Source organism: Muricoccus pecuniae (genome assembly GCF_014199205.1).
Taxonomy (GTDB): Bacteria; Pseudomonadota; Alphaproteobacteria; order Acetobacterales; family Acetobacteraceae; genus Roseomonas; species Roseomonas pecuniae.
Window position 1 is genome coordinate 349,382 of the sequence record NZ_JACIJD010000002.1, and the last position, 14,825, is coordinate 364,206.

Sequence of the window (14,825 nt, forward strand, 5' to 3'; positions counted from 1 at the left end):
CGGCCCCGTCCCCCGCGCCGGACCCGATGGAAGAGGCGATGGCCGCCTTCCGGGAGGGCGATCACACCCGCGCCCTCGCGCTGTGGGAGCCGCTGGCGCGGGCGGGCAATGCGCGCGCGCAGGGAAATATCGGCGCCTGCTTCGCCGAGGGGCTAGGTGTCCCCGCCGACGCGCCGCTCGCGCGGAAATGGCTGGCCCTCGCCGCCGAGGCCGGCTTCGCCCCCGCGCAGCGCAACCTCGCGGCGCTCTATCTCCGCGGCGGGCAGGGGGTGGAGACGGACTTCCCCCGCGCCGCCGAACTCTACCGCCGCGCCGCCGAGGCCGGGGACGCCCCCGCCCAGGACATGCTGAGCTGGATGCTGCTGGAGGGCGAGGTGATGCCCGCCGACCCCGCCGAGGCCCGGCACTGGGCCCTGCTCGCGGCGGAGGGCGGCGTGGCCGCCTCCATGACCCGGCTGGGCATGCTGCACCACCACGCCCTGGGCGTGGAGCGCGACCCCGCCGAGGCCGCCCGCTGGTGGCGCCGGGCGGCGGAGCGGGGCGATGCGGACGGTCAGGCGATGCTCGGCGCCGCCCATCACCTCGGCGCCGGCGTCGCGACCGATGCAGTGGAGGCCCTGGCTTGGCTGATGCGCGCCGAGGCCGGTGGCAGCGCGCTCGCACGCCCCTTCGTCGGCCCTGTCCGGGCCGCGCTGGATCCCGCCGGCATCGCGGAGGCCGGGCGCCGCGCCGCCGCGCCCTTGCCGGAGGCGCCGGCATGATCGTCGGCACCGCCGGCCATATCGACCACGGCAAGACCGCGCTGGTGCGCGCCCTGACGGGCGTGGATACGGACCGGCTGAAGGAGGAGAAGGCGCGCGGGATCACGGTGGATCTCGGCTTCGCCTATCTCCCCAGCGGGCTCGGCTTCGTGGACGTGCCGGGGCACGAGCGCTTCGTGCACACGATGCTCGCCGGTGCCAGTGGGATCGACTTCGCCCTGCTCGTCGTCGCCGCCGATGACGGGGTGATGCCGCAGACGCGCGAGCACCTGGCCATCCTGGACCTGCTCGGCATTCGCCGCGGGCTGGTGGCGCTGAGCAAGGCCGACCTCGCGGACGAGGTGCGGCGCGCGGAGGTGGCGGCCGGGATCCGCGAGGCCCTGGCCGGGACCGCGCTGGAGGACGCGCCCGTCCTCCCCGTCTCCGCGCGGACGGGGGAGGGGATGGAGGCGCTGCGAGAGGCCCTCTCCCGCGCCGAGGCGGAAATCGCCGCCCCACCCGAGACCGGCGCCTTCCGCCTCTCCGTCGATCGCAGCTTCACCCTGGCCGGGGCGGGCACGGTCGTCACCGGCACCGTCCTCTCCGGCGCCGTCTCGGTGGGGGATGCGGTGATGGTGAGCCCCTCGGGCATCCCGGCCCGGCTGCGCTCCCTTCACGCGCAGAACCGCCCGGCGACGCGCGGCGTGGCGGGGCAGCGCTGCGCCCTCAACCTCGCGGGGGAGGGGATCAGCAAGGAGGCCGTGTCGCGCGGCGACATCGTGCTCGACCCCGCGCTGCACGCGCCCACCGATCGCATCGACGCGAGCTTCCGCGTCCTGGCCGGCGAGCCGAAGCCGGTCGGCACTTGGTTTCCCGCGCGGCTGCACCACGGGAGCGCGGAGGTCGGCGCGCGGCTGGTCCCGCTCGGCGATCCGATCGAGCCGGGCGGGGTGGGAATGGTGCAGCTCGTCCTCGACCGCCCGCTCGCCGCGGCGGTGGGGGACCGCTTCATCCTGCGCGACGTCTCGGCGCAGCGGACGGTCGGCGGCGGCCGCTTTCTCGACCTCCGCGCCCCCGCCCGCAAGCGGCGCACGCCGGAGCGGATCGCGCAACTCGAAGCCTTGTCGGAAGGATCGCCCGCGCGTGCCCTCGCGCGGCTGCTGGAGGTCCCGCCCTATCTCGTGGAGGCCAACGGCTTCGCGCGCGACCACGCGATGACGGCGGCCGAGGGTGCGGCGCTTCTCGCCGGGCTCGGCGCGGTGGTGCTGGAGGCCGGCGGGCTGCGCCACGCCCTCTCCCACGCGCGGTGGGAGGCGTTCCGGGAGGCGCTGCTCCGCGAGATCGGCCGCTTCCACGAGGAGAACCCGGATCTCCAGGGCATCGGGCGGGAGCGGCTGCGCCTGCTCGTGCAGCCCCGGCTTCCCGCCCCGGCCTTCCGCGCCGCGCTGGAGCGCGAGGCGCGGGCGGGCGCGGTGGTGCTGGAGGGCTCCTTCCTCCGCCTGCCCGGCCATGAGGTGCGGCTGGACCCGGAGGACGAGGCCCTCTACGCCCGTATCGAGCCCCTGCTGGGCGGCGAGGCCCGGTTCCGCCCGCCGCGGGTGCGCGACATCTCCAACCTATTCGACCTGCCGGAGGCCGGGATACGCCGGGTGCTGAAGGCCTGCGCGCGGCTGGGCCGGGTGGACGGGATCGCCCAGGACCACTTCTTCCTCCGCGCGACCACGGCGGAGATGGTCGGCCTCGCGCGGGACGTGGAGCGGCGGGCGGAGGACGGCTGGATCACCGCCGCCGCCTTCCGGGACCGGGTGGACAACGGCCGGAAGGTCGCCATCCAGATCCTCGATTTCTTCGACCGGCACGGCGTGACCTTGCGCCGCGGCGACCTCCGGCGCATCAATCCGCACAGGGCCGACCTGTTCGGCCCGCCCGCCGATGGCCTTGGAGGAGAATCGTCCCCGGTGGGGCGTCCGGACTTCAAATCCGGGTGGGGCAGCGAGACTGCTCCGGGTGGGTTCGACTCCCATTCTCTTCCGCCATCCCCAGAGGCGCCATCCCCAGGGGCGCCATCTCCCGAGGCCGCATGACCGCCCCCGCCGAGACCGATTTCGACGACTGGCTGATCGAGACCTTCGCCGAGGCGGGCTCCTTCACGATGCTCTTCGTGCTCGTCCGCATCACCGAGCGGACGGTGGAGCCGCTGCGCTCCGCCTGGCTGCACGTGGTGGGGGACGAGACGCGCTGGCCGGACATGGTCGCGCTCTTCGCCGGCGCCGGGGTGGATTGGTCCGGCGCCGTCTTCTACCGCGCGGGGCGGGAAGGGCTGGTGGAGGACGGGGAGGCCCGCGCGCGGCTGGCCGCGCTGACGCGCAAGCTGCACGAGGACCGTTCCCTCATCCGCGAGGGCGAGTTCTTCAACGCCGAGGGGCTGCGGCTTCAGATCGAGGAAATGAAGCCGCACTGACCCTCATTAGGCCGGGCGGGGAACCGCCTGCCGCGCGAGGAGCTTCCAGTCGCCGCCCTGCTTCTGCCAGACGAGCAGCACGCCGATCCGCACATTGCCCGGGCGGCCGCCATCCATCGTCTCGGCCGTCAGGATATGGCGGACGACCGCGACATCGCCGGTGACGGAGACGGTCTGCTCGGAGAGGTTGATCGAGCGGAAGACGCTCCGCCCCTCCACGATCCCCGCGACGAACTGCGCCTGGTCCTCCAGCCGGCCGGAGGAGTGGCCGTAGCTGAGCTGCGGGGCGGTCAGCGCCTCAAGCTTCGCCCGGTCGGCCGCGACCATCGCCTGGCGCAGGGACTCGACGGCGGTGGTGACGGCGGCCTCGTTCGGGGCCTGGGCGGCGACCGTCTTGGCGAGAAGCGCGGCGGCGCCGAACCCTCCCGCCGCGAGGAGGCCGAGATGGCGGCGAGAATGGGGCATGGATGTCCTCCCTTGATGTGCTGGACGGACCCCAGGGCCGAAAGCGCCTCCGGGTCCGCGGCCCAGGCTAGGAGGTATTCCCGCTGCCCGCCAAGCAGCCCGGGATCAGCAGACGGCGGCGGGGGCTGCCGTCAGGGGGTCCAGGCCGCGCGCCGTCGGCGGCTGCCAGGTCGGGGAGGTGGCCACCGCGCCGCGGGGATTGGTGCCGATGAAGGAGCCGCCCGTGCCGCCGCTCCAGCCCGTCGAGCCGGTGTTGCCGGGCGCGGTGCCGTCCCCGCTGCCGCGGGCGGGCGGGGTCGCGGCCTCGGCCTTGTTGCCGCCGCCGGGGCAGCCGGCGCCGGAGTTCAGGCTCTGGGAGGAGGGTGGGCGATTCTGCGCGAGGGAAGGGGAGGCGAGGGCCAGCCCCGCCAGAAGCACCGTCATGGCCGGTAGAACGCGCATCCTGTTCCTCCTCTTCCCGCCGCTCATGAACGCGCGGCGAGTTCCGATGTCACCACCACGCGCGGCGCGCCGGGCACGGCCGCGCCGATGCGCCGCGCGAGCGGGTAGCCCGCCGCCCGGATCCGCTCCACCAGCCCCTCGGCCGTCTCGGGCGCGCAAGCGATCAGCAGGCCGCCCGAGGTCTGGGGGTCGGTCAGCAGCGCGCGCTGCCAGTCGGGCAGGCTCCCGGGCAGCTCCACCCCGCCGGCGTAGCTGTCCCAGTTGCGGTGCGAGGCGCCGGTGACGAAGCCCTCCCGCGCGAGGGGGGCGGCCTGCGTGAGCAGCGGCACGGCGGCGCCCTCGATGTTCAGGGTCAGCCCCGATCCCCGCGCCATTTCCAGCGCGTGGCCGAGCAGGCCGAAGCCGGTGATGTCGGTAATCCCGTGCACCGCGGGATCGGCGGCCAGCTCCGCGCCGACGCGGTTCAGCAGGGTGGTGGAGGCGATCATCTCCTCATAGGCGCCCGGGGGCAGGGCGCCGCGCTTGATGGCGGCGGAGTAGATGCCGACGCCGATCCCCTTCGTCAGGATCAGCGCGTCCCCCGGCCGCGCGCCGGTGTTGCGCCGGATGCGGTCGGGGTGGCCGAGGCCGATCACGGCGAGGCCGTAGATCGGCTCGGGCGAGTCGATCGAGTGCCCGCCGGCCACGGGGATGCCCGCCTCCGCGCAGACGGAGGCGCCGCCCTGTAGGATCTGCCTGACGGTTTCCGGCGCGAGCTTGCTGACGGGGATGCCGAGGATGGCGAGCGCCATCACCGGCTTGCCGCCCATGGCGTAGATGTCGGAGATGGCGTTGGTCGCGGCGATGCGCCCGAAGTCGCGGGGATCGTCCACCATCGGCATGAAGAAGTCCGTGGTGGCGATGACGGCGAGGTTGTCGTCCACCTTCCACACGGCGGCGTCGTCCGCCGTCTCCGCGCCCACGAGCAGGTTGGCGAAGGGGCCGGCGAGGGGCTGGTCCGCCAGGAGGCTCTGCAGGACGGAGGGGGCGAGCTTGCAGCCGCAGCCGCCGCCATGGGCCAGCTCGGTCAGCCTGATCGCTTGATCGGACACGGCGCCCTCCCTTCCATCGGCCTCCCCGACATCCGGCAGTTCCGCCCCGGGGTCAAGCGAGCCGCCCGGCGCGGGCGCGCTTGCCGCGGGGATGGCCCGCTCCGATAAGAGGGCAGGGGACGGCGCGCGCCGGTCCCGTCGCGGGAGGGATGCCGAGAACGATGGCGATCAGACATGTCTGCCGTTTCAACCTGCCCATCAACCCGGTCTTCGACGAGCGGCTCCGCGCCGAGCCGGAGATATGGCTGGAGGTCGGCGATCTCGGCGGGCCGGAGAGCGCGCTCGCGGAGATGGTGGGGCGCGCCCATGTCTTCCACGTCTCGCCCGCGCGGAACGAGCTGCCCCGGCGCTGGTTCGTCACGGACGAGTTCCTGCGGGACTTCCCGAACCTTCTCGTCATCTCCTCCAACGGCGCGGGGCACGACACGATCGATGCCGCCGCCTGCACGCGGGCGGGGGTGGCCGTGGTGAACCAGATCGGGGCCAACGCCCTCTCGGTGGCGGAGATGGCGATCGGCCTCATGCTCGCCGTGGCGCGGAAGATCGCCCTGTCCGACCGCCGGCTGCGGACCGAGCGCGGCTTCCCGCGCGAGGCGCTGATGGGGCACGAGGTGAGCGGCTCCACCCTCGGCATCGTCGGCCTCGGGCAGACGGGAAGGCTCGTCGCGCGGATGGCGCAGGGCTTCGGCATGCGCGTCCTCGCCGTCGATCCCTTCCTGCCGCAGGCCACGATCGCGGAGCGCGGCGCGGAGGCGGTGGAGATGGCGACGCTGCTCGCCCAGTCGGACATCGTCTCCCTCCACTGCCCGCTGGACGCGACGACGCGCGGCATGTTCGGCGCGGAGGCCTTCGCCGCGATGAAGCCGGGGGCGCTCTTCGTCACCACCGCGCGCGGCGGCATCCATGACGAGGCGGCGCTCGCCGGGGCCCTCGCCTCCGGCCATCTCGGCGGCGCCGGGCTCGACGTGTGGGAGCCGGAGCCGCCGCCGCTCGATTCCCCGCTGCTGCGGATGGACAACGTGGTCGCCACCTTCCACACGGCCGGCGTGTCGCACGAGGCCCGCCGGAACGTCGCGGCCTGGGGGGCGGAGCAGATCATCGGCCTGCTCCGGGGCGAGACGCCGCCGCGACTGGTGAATCCCGAGGTCTGGCCCGAGGTTCGCCGGCGGCTGCTCGCCCTGGCCGAGGGCTGACGCCCCGCTCCTGAGGCGGCGCGATGCTGGCCCGCAGGCTTGCGGGCCGGCGGTGCCGCGCGATCGTGCTTGCATGCAAATAGTTTGATCTCCTACGATCCCCCTCAAGGGGCGCGCGATCCACGACGCGCCGGGAGGAGGAGCGGCCCCATGGCGCAGCCATCGCGGGCAAGGCCGTCGCGCGCGGCCGGGCATGCGGAGCCCCGGGACGGGGAAGAGCCGGCGCTGCGCCTCCTGCACGGGGGGCGGGGTCCCCTGCGGCTCGGGCTGCTGGAGAACACGCTGGGCTTCCATCTCCGCCTGGCGCAGGAGGCCTCCTTCGCCGCCTTCGCCCGTCGCAGCGGCGATTCCGGCCTGAAGCCGGGCCACTTCGCGGCGCTGGTCATCATCCACAACAATCCGGGCCTGTCCCAGACCGCCCTCGGCGCCGCGATCGGGCGGGACAAGTCCACCCTCACCCCCAAGCTCGCGGAGCTGGAGCGGCGCGGCCTGCTGCGGCGGGACCGCGCCCATGCGGACCGCCGCAGCTACGCCCTGACCCTCACCCCGGCCGGGGAGGCGGCGCTCGCGGCCCTGACGGCCCATGCCGCCGCCCATGACGCGGCCCTGGACCGGCTGGTGGGCGGGGAAAACCGCGCCGCCTTCCTCGACACGCTCCGCCGCTTGGTCGCGGGGCTGGACACGGACGAGACCTGATGGACGCAACGACCACCCGCACCTCGGTGCGCACCCGCACCACGGTGCGTACGCGCACCACGGTGCGCGAGGCGACGCTCGACCTGCTGCGCGCGCTGGACATGACCACGGCCTTCGGCAACCCCGGATCGACGGAACTCGCCTTCCTCGACCGCTGGCCCGGTGATTTCCGCTACGTCCTCGGGCTTCAGGAGGCGAGCGTGCTCGGCATGGCCGACGGCTACGCCCGCGCCACCGGGCGCTGCGCCTTCGTGAACCTGCACTCCGCCGCAGGCGTGGGGCACGCGCTGGGCAACCTGTTCACCGCTTATCGGAACGGCGCGCCGCTGGTGGTGACGGCGGGGCAGCAGACGCGCTCCCTCCTGCCGAACCTGCCCTTCCTCGGCGCGACCGACGCGGCGCAGTTCCCGAAGCCCTATGTGAAGTTCAGCATCGAGCCCGCGCGGGCGGAGGACGTGCCCGCCGCCATCGCCCAGGCGCATCGCATCGCGACCCAGCGCCCCTACGGCCCCACCTTCGTCTCCATCCCGTCCGACGACTGGTCGGCCCCCTGCCACCCCGTGCTCCCGCGCGCCTGGTATCCCGACGCCTCGCCCGATCCCGCCGCGCTGGAGGAGGCCGCGCGGGCCATTGCCGGTGCGCGGCGCCCCGTGGTGGTGGTGGGGCCGGAGGTGGATTCCGAGGGCGCCGGCCCCGCCCTCGTCGCGCTGGCGGAGCGGATCGGGGCGCCGGTGCTGGCCAGCCCCTTCTCCTCGCGCCTCTCCTTCCCCGAGGACCACGCGCTCTTCGCGGGTCATCTGCCCGCCGCGCCCCAAGCGGTGTCGGACGCGCTCGGCGCGCACGACCTCGTGCTGGTGATCGGCGCGCCCGTCTTCACCTTCCACGTGCCCGGGGACTGCGCGCTGTTCCACCAGGGCATCCCGATCTTCCAGATGACGACGGATGCGGAGGCCGCCTCATCCGCCCCGGCGGGCACCGCCATCCTCGGCAGCCTGCGCCTCGGCATCCCCGCCCTCGCGGCGCTGCTGCCGGAGGCGGCACGCCCCCTGCCGGCGCCGCGCCCGCGCCCGCCCGCGCCAGAGGCGGGCACGCCGGTCAGTGCTCCCTACGCCCTGCACCGCCTGCACGCCGCCATGCCGGAGGACGCGATCCTCGTGGAGGAGGCGCCCTCCCACCGCCCGGCGATGCAGGCGCAGATGCCGGTCCGGCGCTGGGGCGGCTTCCTCACCATGGCGAGCGGGGGCCTCGGCTACGGGCTGCCGGCGGCGGTGGGCGTGGCGCTCGCCAGCCCCGGGCGGCGGGTGGTCTGCCTCATCGGCGACGGCTCCTTCATGTACTCGCCCCAGGCGCTCTGGACGGCGGTGCAGGAGGGGCTGCCCCTCGCGGTGATCGTGCTGAACAACTCGGGCTACGGCGCCATGCGCTCCTTCTCCCGCGTGCTGCAGGTGCGGGACGCGCCGGGGATCGAGTTGCCGGGGATCGACTTCGTCTCCCTCGCGCGCGGCATGGGCTGCCCCGGCCGCGCCGTGGGGACGCCCGAGGAACTCGACGCCGCGCTGGCCGAGGCCATGGCCGCGTGCGGCCCGTTCCTCGTGGAGGTCGCGCTCGATAGCGCCGTGGCCTCGCTCTACGACAAGCACTGACGGGAGGAACAAGAATGCTCGACGTACCGCTGATCATCGGCGAGGGCGACCGCCCCGCGACCGGCGCCGCCACCTTCGAGCGCCGCAATCCCGTGACGGGTGACGTCGCCACCCGCGCCGCCGCGGCCACGGTGGCGGATGCGGAGGCGGCCTGCGACGCGGCGGCCGCGGCCTTCCCGGCCTGGTCCGCCCTCGGCCCCAATGCCCGGCGCGCCATCCTGCTCAAGGCCGCCGACGCGCTCGCCGCCAAGGCGCCCGACTTCATCCGCATGATGGCCGAGGAGATCGGCGCGACGGCGGGCTGGGCCGGGTTCAACGTTCATCTCGCCGCCGGCATGCTGCGCGAGGCCGCGGCGATGACCACGCAGACCACGGGCGAGGTGATCCCCTCGGACAAGCCGGGCTGCCTGGCGATGTCCATCCGCGCGCCGGTCGGCGTGGTGCTCGGCATGGCGCCGTGGAACGCGCCGGTCATTCTCGGCGTGCGCGCGCTCGCCCTGCCGCTCGCCTGCGGCAACACCGTGGTGCTGAAGGCGAGCGAGACCTGCCCCGGCACGCACAGCCTCATCGCCCAGGCCCTGCGCGAGGGCGGCGTTCCCCCGGGCGTGGTGAACGTGGTGACGCATTCCGCCGAGGATGCGCCCGCGGTAGTGGAGGCGATGATCGCGCATAAGGCGGTGCGGCGGATCAACTTCACCGGCTCCACCAAGGTCGGGCGCATCGTGGCGATGCACGCGGCGAGGCATCTCAAGCCCGTGCTGCTGGAGCTCGGCGGCAAGGCGCCGATGCTCGTGCTGGAGGATGCGGACCTGGACGAGGCCGTGAAGGCCGCCGCCTTCGGCGCCTTCATGAACCAGGGCCAGATCTGCATGTCCACCGAGCGGCTGGTGGTGGTGGAGAGCGTGGCCGACGAGTTCGCGCGGCGCCTCGCTGACTTCGTGGCGACGCTGCCGGTGGGCGACCCGCGGACGGGGACAGTGTTCCTCGGCTCGGTCGTGGACGAGGCCTCGGCGATGAAGGTGGAGCGGCTGATCGAGGACGCGACCTCTAAGGGCGCCACCCTGCTCGGCGGCGGGGAGCGTCGCGGCACGATCATGCCCGCCTCCATCGTGGACCGCGTGACGCCCGAGATGGCGCTCTACGCCGAGGAGTCCTTCGGCCCCGTCGTCGCCATGATCCGCGTGGCCGACGCCGAGGAGGCGGTGCGCGTGGCGAACGACACGGAGTACGGCCTCTCCGCCGCGATCTTCACGCGGGACGTAGCGCGCGGCATCGCGCTGGCCCAGCGGATCGAGAGCGGCATCTGCCACGTCAACGGTCCCACCGTGCATGACGAGGCGCAGATGCCCTTCGGCGGCACCAAGGCCAGCGGCTACGGCCGCTTCGGCGGGCGCGCGGGGATCGCGGAGTTCACCGAGTTGCGCTGGATCACGGTGGAGACGCAGCCCGGCCAGTACCCCTTCCCGCCTGCCGCCAAGGCGCCGCCCTCCGCCACCCCCGGCGCGCACTGAGCCGGGCAAGAGGGAGGAGGATGAGGATGAACGCCATCACCCGCCGCGTCGCGCTCGGCGCCGCGCTGGGCGCGGTCGCGGCGCCCGCGCTGCGCGCGCAGACGCCCTGGCCCACCAAGCCCGTGCGCGTCATCGTGCCCTTCCCGCCGGGCGGGCTGGTGGACACGCTGGCGCGCTCGGTCTCGCAATCCCTGGCGGCGCGCTTCGGCCAGCCCTTCGTGGTGGACAACCGCGCGGGGGCGGGCGGCAATATCGGGGCGGACCTCGTCGCGAAGGCGGCGCCGGACGGCTACACGCTACTCGCCTCATCCATGGGGCCGCTGGCGGTGAACGCGTTCATCTACCCCTCCATGCCTTATGACACGAACACCGCCTTCGCGCCGGTCACCCTGCTGGCGACGACGCCGAAGGTGCTCTGCGTCGCCAATGCGAGGCCCTGGCGCAATATCGGCGCGCTGGTGGCCGCGGCGAAGGAGCGGCCGGGGGGGCTCACCGCGGGGTCGGCGGGGGCGGGCAGCAGCCTTCACCTCGCGCTGGAGCTGTTCAAGGGCGCGACGGGCACGGACATCCAGCACATCCCCTATCGCGGCGCGGCGCCGGCCATCACGGACCTCATCGCCGGCAACATCGACCTGGTGATCGACAACGTGCCGAACATCCTCGGCCATATCCGCGGGGGAGCCGTGCGCCCGCTGGCCGTGGCCACGGAGGGGCGCCTGCCGCAACTGCCTGACATCCCGACCATGAACGAGGCGGGGGTGAGCTTCGTCTTCGGCACCTCCTTCGGCATGGCCGCCCCGGCGGGCACGCCGGAGCCCGTCATCGCCGCGCTCGCGGAGGGGGTGGCGGCGGCGCTGGCGGACCCGGGCGTGGGGGGCAGGCTGGCGGAGCAGGGCACCATCCTGGGCGGGCAGGGGCCCCAGGCTTTCGCCGCGCTCATCGCCGAGGAGAAGCGGACGCTGGAGCCGGTGATCCGGCGCGCGGGCATCCGCGCGGATTGAGGGAGGAGGGGCGGGGCGTCTCTCCGCCCCGTGCCGCCCCGGCCCTCGGTAGCCCGGCACGGCAGCGCAGCCGTCCCCGGCATTGCGGCGCCTGGGCCCGCGGCGAGGAGCGACCCTCTCCCCGGGCGAGGCAAGCGGCGGAGGCGCCGCTCACGCCGGCAGGGGTTCCGCCTTCCAGCCAGCATCGCACAGCGCCTTCGCGATCCTCTCCGCCGGGGCGCTGGCATCGCCGATGGTCACCTCCCGCCGCTCGAGGTCGAACTCCGCCCTGGCGCGCGGATCGGCCTGTTGGATGCTGGCGGCCACGCCCTTCGCGCAACCATCGCAGTTCATGTTGCTGATGTGGAAACGCATGGTCCCGTCCTTCCCTGCTGTTCTGTCCCAGGCCAGATGGGGCCCGCCGCCGTGACAAGGTCAAGCCATGTCGGGGGAACGAAATTCCCTCGCTGTCGGCGCCAAACTCGCCTCGACGTGAGGTGTTATCAGCCCTGAAACCCGGCTGGCCCCGGACGACCGGGCCATGCCCGGGTGCCATCGTCACCGCCAGGCAGGGAGGCGCGGACGCTATGGAATCCATGAGGTTGGCCCGCCCGTGCTCGCCTGCCCGGGGCAGCATCGATGACCTGCTCACCTGTTTTCCCGACCCCTCCCGCCCGGATTGCCGGGCCGCGCCGGGACGAACGGGAAGATAGGACCCACTGCGATCGAGGAACCAATGGCGGCAACAGACAGATGGCCGGCACCACTTCGCGCCGCTGCTTTCGCGGCCGCTGGGCTGGTATTGTCCGGCATCCAGGGCGGTAGCGGTTCCCGGGCCAGGCCTTCCCGGGAGACTACGTCTCCCCGGGAGACTACGTCTCCCCGGAGGGCAGCGCCGGCCCGCACGGCTTCCGCGGTGCCGGGGGAGGAAGGCAAGGGACGTTCCGCGGACACGCCCTCCCAGATCCCCGCTGCCGGCTGGTGGGACATCCTGAAGCGCACCTTCCAGCAGATATCGGAAGACAGGCTGCTGACCGAAGCGGCGGGCATCACCTTCTACGGACTTCTCGCCCTGTTCCCGGCCGTGACGGCCCTCGTCTCGCTCTACGGCCTGTTCGCCGATCCCGGTGACATCTCCAGGCACCTCGCCGCGCTCTCGGGCGTGGTTCCGGGGGGCGGGATGGAGATCATCGAGGAACAGGTGCGCCGTGTCGCGGACCAGGGCAGCGGCAAGCTGGGCTTCGGGCTCGCGATCAGCCTCGCCGCCTCCCTCTGGAGCGCCAATGCGGCCACCAAGGCCGTCTTCGATGCCCTCAACATCGTCTACGAGGAGAAGGAGAAGCGCGGCTTCCTCAAACGCACGGCCGTCACGCTCGCCTTCACCCTCGGTGCGATCCTGTTCGTGCTGCTGGCCATGGGCGCCGTGGTGGTGCTCCCGATCATCCTGGGCTTCGTCGGGCTCGGTCCCACCGTGGACTTCCTGATCCGGTTGCTGCGCTGGCCGCTGCTGCTCGTCGCCATCGGTGTGCTGCTGGCCATGCTGTTCCGGTACGGGCCGAGCCGCGACAGCGCGAAGTGGCGCTGGGTGAGCTGGGGCGGTGCCTTCGCGGCGATCGCCTGGCTGATCGGCTCGGCCGCCTTCTCGTTCTATGTCACCAACTTCGGCAGCTACAACGAGACCTACGGCTCGCTCGGGGCGGTGATCGGCTTCATGACCTGGATCTGGCTGTCGGCAGCCATCGTGCTGGCCGGGGCGGAACTGGACGCCGAGATGGAACGGCAGACCGGGAAGGACACGACCGCAGGACCGGAGCAGCCGATGGGCCGCCGCAATGCCACCATGGCCGATACCGTGCCCGAGGGGGGGCGGTAGGCAACGATGGGAAGGGCGGCGCAGGTCGCGCGTGGCCCCGGACTTGAGAAGCACGGGGCTGGCTCACCGCCAGCCACCTCGCCTTAACCGAGAGGCCGCCGCCCTGTGCGTCCGGCGGGCTTCCGCTCAGCTGTGCGCAGGGGCTGAAAGGCCCTGCGCGGCGTCCATCATGCTGTCGATCGTGGGTAGCTCAGGATCGGAGGCGAACAGGCGCTTCGAGGTGCCGTCCAACATCGCGAGATCCACGAAGGTCGCCTCGCCATTCAGTCCGAGCTTCGACGCCACCGCGATGGCCGCCCGGGTGGCCGAGGCTTCGGATCTGTAGCCGAGATAGGCGGACGTGCCCTGGACGATCTTCCAGGTCGTGCCGTCCTGCTGAACCGTGTAGGTGATCATGATCGGATCGCTCTCCTTGTGGGTCTCGATCCAGCCGGGCAGGGCTACCTCGAACTTCCCATATGGTGCTGCGGGGACGTGTTTGCATGGCGAAGCCGCCCGTGGCCGTCCCAGGACATCGGTGCCCGATCCTCTGCTTCCGGCGGAGTGGCCGTGCCGCGGGTTCTTGCCCGGCCCGGAAGCTGTCGGGGGCCGTTCTCAGATGACCCTCCCCCGGGTTGGTGGACACCTCGGATAAGCTCCTGAGGGAGCGAGGTGTGCTGATGACGACCAAGACGCGACGCGAATTCACGGAGGAGTTCAAGCGGGAGGCGGTGGGGCTGCTGGCGAGCAGCGGCCGCCCGCTGATGCAGGTGGCGAACGAGCTCGGGATCCAGCCTTCGATGCTGCGGAACTGGCGAGGTCGGCTCGGATCTGTGGCTGGTCAGGCCACGGCTGCGGAGCGTCCCGCCACGACGGGATTGGCGGTGTCCGCCGAGCAGGCCGAGATCCGGCGTCTGCAGAAGGAACTCGAGCGGGCGCAGATGGAGCGCGACATCCCCAAAAAAGCCATCGGCATCTTCTCGGGCCCGCCGAGATGAGGTTCCGCTTCGTCGAGGACCATCGGACCGTCTTCGCGGTGCGGGTCATGTGCTCGGTGCTGGAGGTGAGCGCCAGCGGATACTACGCGTGGCGGAGGAGGCCCGAGAGCGTTCGGAGTGCAGCAAACCGGCTCCTGCTCGAGGACATCCGCCGAGTTCATGCCGACAGCCGGCGCCGCTACGGCAGCCCGCGCGTCCATGCGGCCCTGCAGGCCGAGGGGCAGCGGGTAGGCCGGAACCGGGTAGCTCGCCTGATGCGCCGGCACGGCATTCGGGTGCGCACCAAACGACGGTTCCGGGTGACAACAGACAGCAGCCACGCCTTCCCACTCGCCCCGAACCTGCTGGATCGCCAGTTCACTGCCTCCGGGCCGAACAAGGTCTGGTTGGCCGACATCACCTACATACCTACCGGCAAGGGCTGGCTGTACCTCGCTGTCGTGCTCGACCTCCTCTCGCGCAAGGTGGTCGGCTGGGCCATGCGCGACACCCTGGCCCAGGAACTGACCCTCGCGGCCCTTCGGATGGCCATCACCAACCGCAAGCCAGGGCCAGGACTGCTGCACCATGCGGATCGTGGCAGCCAGTACGCTGCCCATGACTACCGCCGCCTGCTCGCCAGGCGCGGCATGCTCTGCTCGATGAGCCGGAAAGGCGATTGCTGGGACTGTGAGTATACCGGTGTGGCCTGGAGGGCCTGACCCTTGTCTGGGATTGACCGCGTGTCATTGCGTTGACGTGTCGGCCTTCCAGG

The 14,825-nt window shown here is 72.8% G+C and carries 13 protein-coding genes, 1 tRNA gene and 2 pseudogenes; 11 read left to right on the forward strand and 5 right to left on the reverse strand.

Going from position 1 to position 14,825, the window contains the following annotated elements; genetic code table 11:
- Positions 1–38: 38 nt before the first annotated feature.
- The 4 genes and pseudogenes from FHS87_RS03610 (at position 39) to FHS87_RS03625 (ending at position 3,201) form a co-directional block, all read left to right on the forward strand.
- A complete protein-coding gene (locus FHS87_RS03610; RefSeq protein ID WP_246417798.1) occupies positions 39–761 on the forward strand; it encodes a tetratricopeptide repeat protein in 723 nt (240 codons plus the stop codon).
- Positions 758–2,572: pseudogene (gene selB, locus FHS87_RS03615) on the forward strand (selenocysteine-specific translation elongation factor); the annotation flags it as partial. The gene FHS87_RS03610 and the pseudogene selB, both read left to right, overlap by 4 nt.
- 108 nt (positions 2,573–2,680) lie before the next feature.
- A tRNA-Sec gene (locus tag FHS87_RS03620) sits at positions 2,681–2,776 on the forward strand.
- A 44-nt stretch (positions 2,777–2,820) separates the two neighbouring features.
- A complete protein-coding gene (locus FHS87_RS03625) occupies positions 2,821–3,201 on the forward strand; it encodes a hypothetical protein (RefSeq protein WP_184513931.1) in 381 nt (126 codons plus the stop codon).
- Positions 3,202–3,207: 6 nt separating this feature from the next.
- Here FHS87_RS03625 and FHS87_RS03630 read toward each other — a convergent pair whose 3' ends face one another.
- The 3 genes from FHS87_RS03630 to selD all read right to left on the reverse strand — a co-directional run bounded on the left by FHS87_RS03630 (position 3,208) and on the right by selD (position 5,198).
- A complete protein-coding gene (locus FHS87_RS03630) occupies positions 3,208–3,666 on the reverse strand; it encodes a nuclear transport factor 2 family protein (RefSeq protein WP_184513933.1) in 459 nt (152 codons plus the stop codon).
- 105 nt (positions 3,667–3,771) lie between these two features.
- Entirely contained in the window at positions 3,772–4,107 is a 336-nt protein-coding gene (locus FHS87_RS03635; RefSeq protein WP_184513935.1) for a hypothetical protein, read from the reverse strand.
- A gap of 23 nt (positions 4,108–4,130) precedes the next feature.
- A complete protein-coding gene (selD, locus tag FHS87_RS03640; RefSeq protein WP_184513937.1) occupies positions 4,131–5,198 on the reverse strand; it encodes a selenide, water dikinase SelD in 1,068 nt (355 codons plus the stop codon).
- 161 nt (positions 5,199–5,359) lie between these two features.
- Here selD and FHS87_RS03645 point away from each other — a divergent pair, with 161 nt between their 5' ends.
- From FHS87_RS03645 to FHS87_RS03665, 5 genes are all read left to right on the forward strand, one after another.
- Positions 5,360–6,391 carry a hydroxyacid dehydrogenase gene (locus FHS87_RS03645; RefSeq protein WP_184513939.1) on the forward strand — a complete coding sequence of 344 codons (1,032 nt, stop codon included), beginning with the start codon at positions 5,360–5,362 and terminating at the stop codon, positions 6,389–6,391.
- A 150-nt stretch (positions 6,392–6,541) separates the two neighbouring features.
- A complete protein-coding gene (locus FHS87_RS03650) occupies positions 6,542–7,087 on the forward strand; it encodes a MarR family winged helix-turn-helix transcriptional regulator (RefSeq protein ID WP_184513941.1) in 546 nt (181 codons plus the stop codon).
- Positions 7,087–8,730 (forward strand): benzoylformate decarboxylase, encoded by a 1,644-nt coding sequence (gene mdlC / locus FHS87_RS03655; RefSeq protein ID WP_184513943.1) that lies wholly within the window; start codon positions 7,087–7,089, stop codon positions 8,728–8,730. The genes FHS87_RS03650 and mdlC overlap by 1 nt, the downstream gene beginning before the upstream one ends.
- Positions 8,731–8,744: 14 nt before the next feature.
- Positions 8,745–10,241: an aldehyde dehydrogenase gene (locus tag FHS87_RS03660; protein ID WP_184513945.1), complete on the forward strand. Its 1,497-nt coding sequence runs from the start codon at positions 8,745–8,747 to the stop codon at positions 10,239–10,241.
- 26 nt (positions 10,242–10,267) lie between these two features.
- Positions 10,268–11,242: a Bug family tripartite tricarboxylate transporter substrate binding protein gene (locus FHS87_RS03665; RefSeq protein WP_246417799.1), complete on the forward strand. Its 975-nt coding sequence runs from the start codon at positions 10,268–10,270 to the stop codon at positions 11,240–11,242.
- Positions 11,243–11,392: 150 nt separating this feature from the next.
- On the opposite strand, the gene FHS87_RS03670 is transcribed toward FHS87_RS03665, so the two are convergent.
- The gene (locus FHS87_RS03670; protein WP_184513950.1) at positions 11,393–11,596 is read right to left on the reverse strand and encodes a heavy-metal-associated domain-containing protein; all 204 of its coding nucleotides are present in this window, start codon (positions 11,594–11,596) and stop codon (positions 11,393–11,395) included.
- 541 nt (positions 11,597–12,137) lie between these two features.
- Between FHS87_RS03670 and FHS87_RS03675 the strand changes: the two genes are divergently transcribed.
- A complete protein-coding gene (locus FHS87_RS03675) occupies positions 12,138–13,094 on the forward strand; it encodes a YihY/virulence factor BrkB family protein (protein ID WP_312861867.1) in 957 nt (318 codons plus the stop codon).
- Positions 13,095–13,220: 126 nt separating this feature from the next.
- On the opposite strand, the gene FHS87_RS03680 is transcribed toward FHS87_RS03675, so the two are convergent.
- Positions 13,221–13,490, reverse strand: coding sequence for a hypothetical protein (locus FHS87_RS03680; protein ID WP_184513954.1), 270 nt, complete (start codon positions 13,488–13,490; stop codon positions 13,221–13,223).
- Between the two features lie 263 nt (positions 13,491–13,753).
- Between FHS87_RS03680 and FHS87_RS23615 the strand changes: the two are divergent.
- Positions 13,754–14,739, forward strand: a pseudogene (locus FHS87_RS23615) (IS3 family transposase); the annotation flags it as partial.
- Positions 14,740–14,825 lie beyond the last annotated feature (86 nt).

Bases quoted from the DNA above. Each gene is read 5' to 3' on its own strand.
- FHS87_RS03610 (WP_246417798.1), top strand. From the start codon at position 39: ATGGCCGCCTTCCGGGAGGGCGATCACACCCGCGCCCTCGCGCTGTGG.
- FHS87_RS03625 (WP_184513931.1), top strand. From the start codon at position 2,821: ATGACCGCCCCCGCCGAGACCGATTTCGACGACTGGCTGATCGAGACC.
- FHS87_RS03630 (WP_184513933.1), bottom strand. From the start codon at position 3,666: ATGCCCCATTCTCGCCGCCATCTCGGCCTCCTCGCGGCGGGAGGGTTC.
- FHS87_RS03635 (WP_184513935.1), bottom strand. From the start codon at position 4,107: ATGCGCGTTCTACCGGCCATGACGGTGCTTCTGGCGGGGCTGGCCCTC.
- FHS87_RS03645 (WP_184513939.1), top strand. From the start codon at position 5,360: ATGGCGATCAGACATGTCTGCCGTTTCAACCTGCCCATCAACCCGGTC.
- FHS87_RS03650 (WP_184513941.1), top strand. From the start codon at position 6,542: ATGGCGCAGCCATCGCGGGCAAGGCCGTCGCGCGCGGCCGGGCATGCG.
- mdlC (WP_184513943.1), top strand. From the start codon at position 7,087: ATGGACGCAACGACCACCCGCACCTCGGTGCGCACCCGCACCACGGTG.
- FHS87_RS03660 (WP_184513945.1), top strand. From the start codon at position 8,745: ATGCTCGACGTACCGCTGATCATCGGCGAGGGCGACCGCCCCGCGACC.
- FHS87_RS03665 (WP_246417799.1), top strand. From the start codon at position 10,268: ATGAACGCCATCACCCGCCGCGTCGCGCTCGGCGCCGCGCTGGGCGCG.
- FHS87_RS03670 (WP_184513950.1), bottom strand. From the start codon at position 11,596: ATGCGTTTCCACATCAGCAACATGAACTGCGATGGTTGCGCGAAGGGC.
- FHS87_RS03680 (WP_184513954.1), bottom strand. From the start codon at position 13,490: ATGATCACCTACACGGTTCAGCAGGACGGCACGACCTGGAAGATCGTC.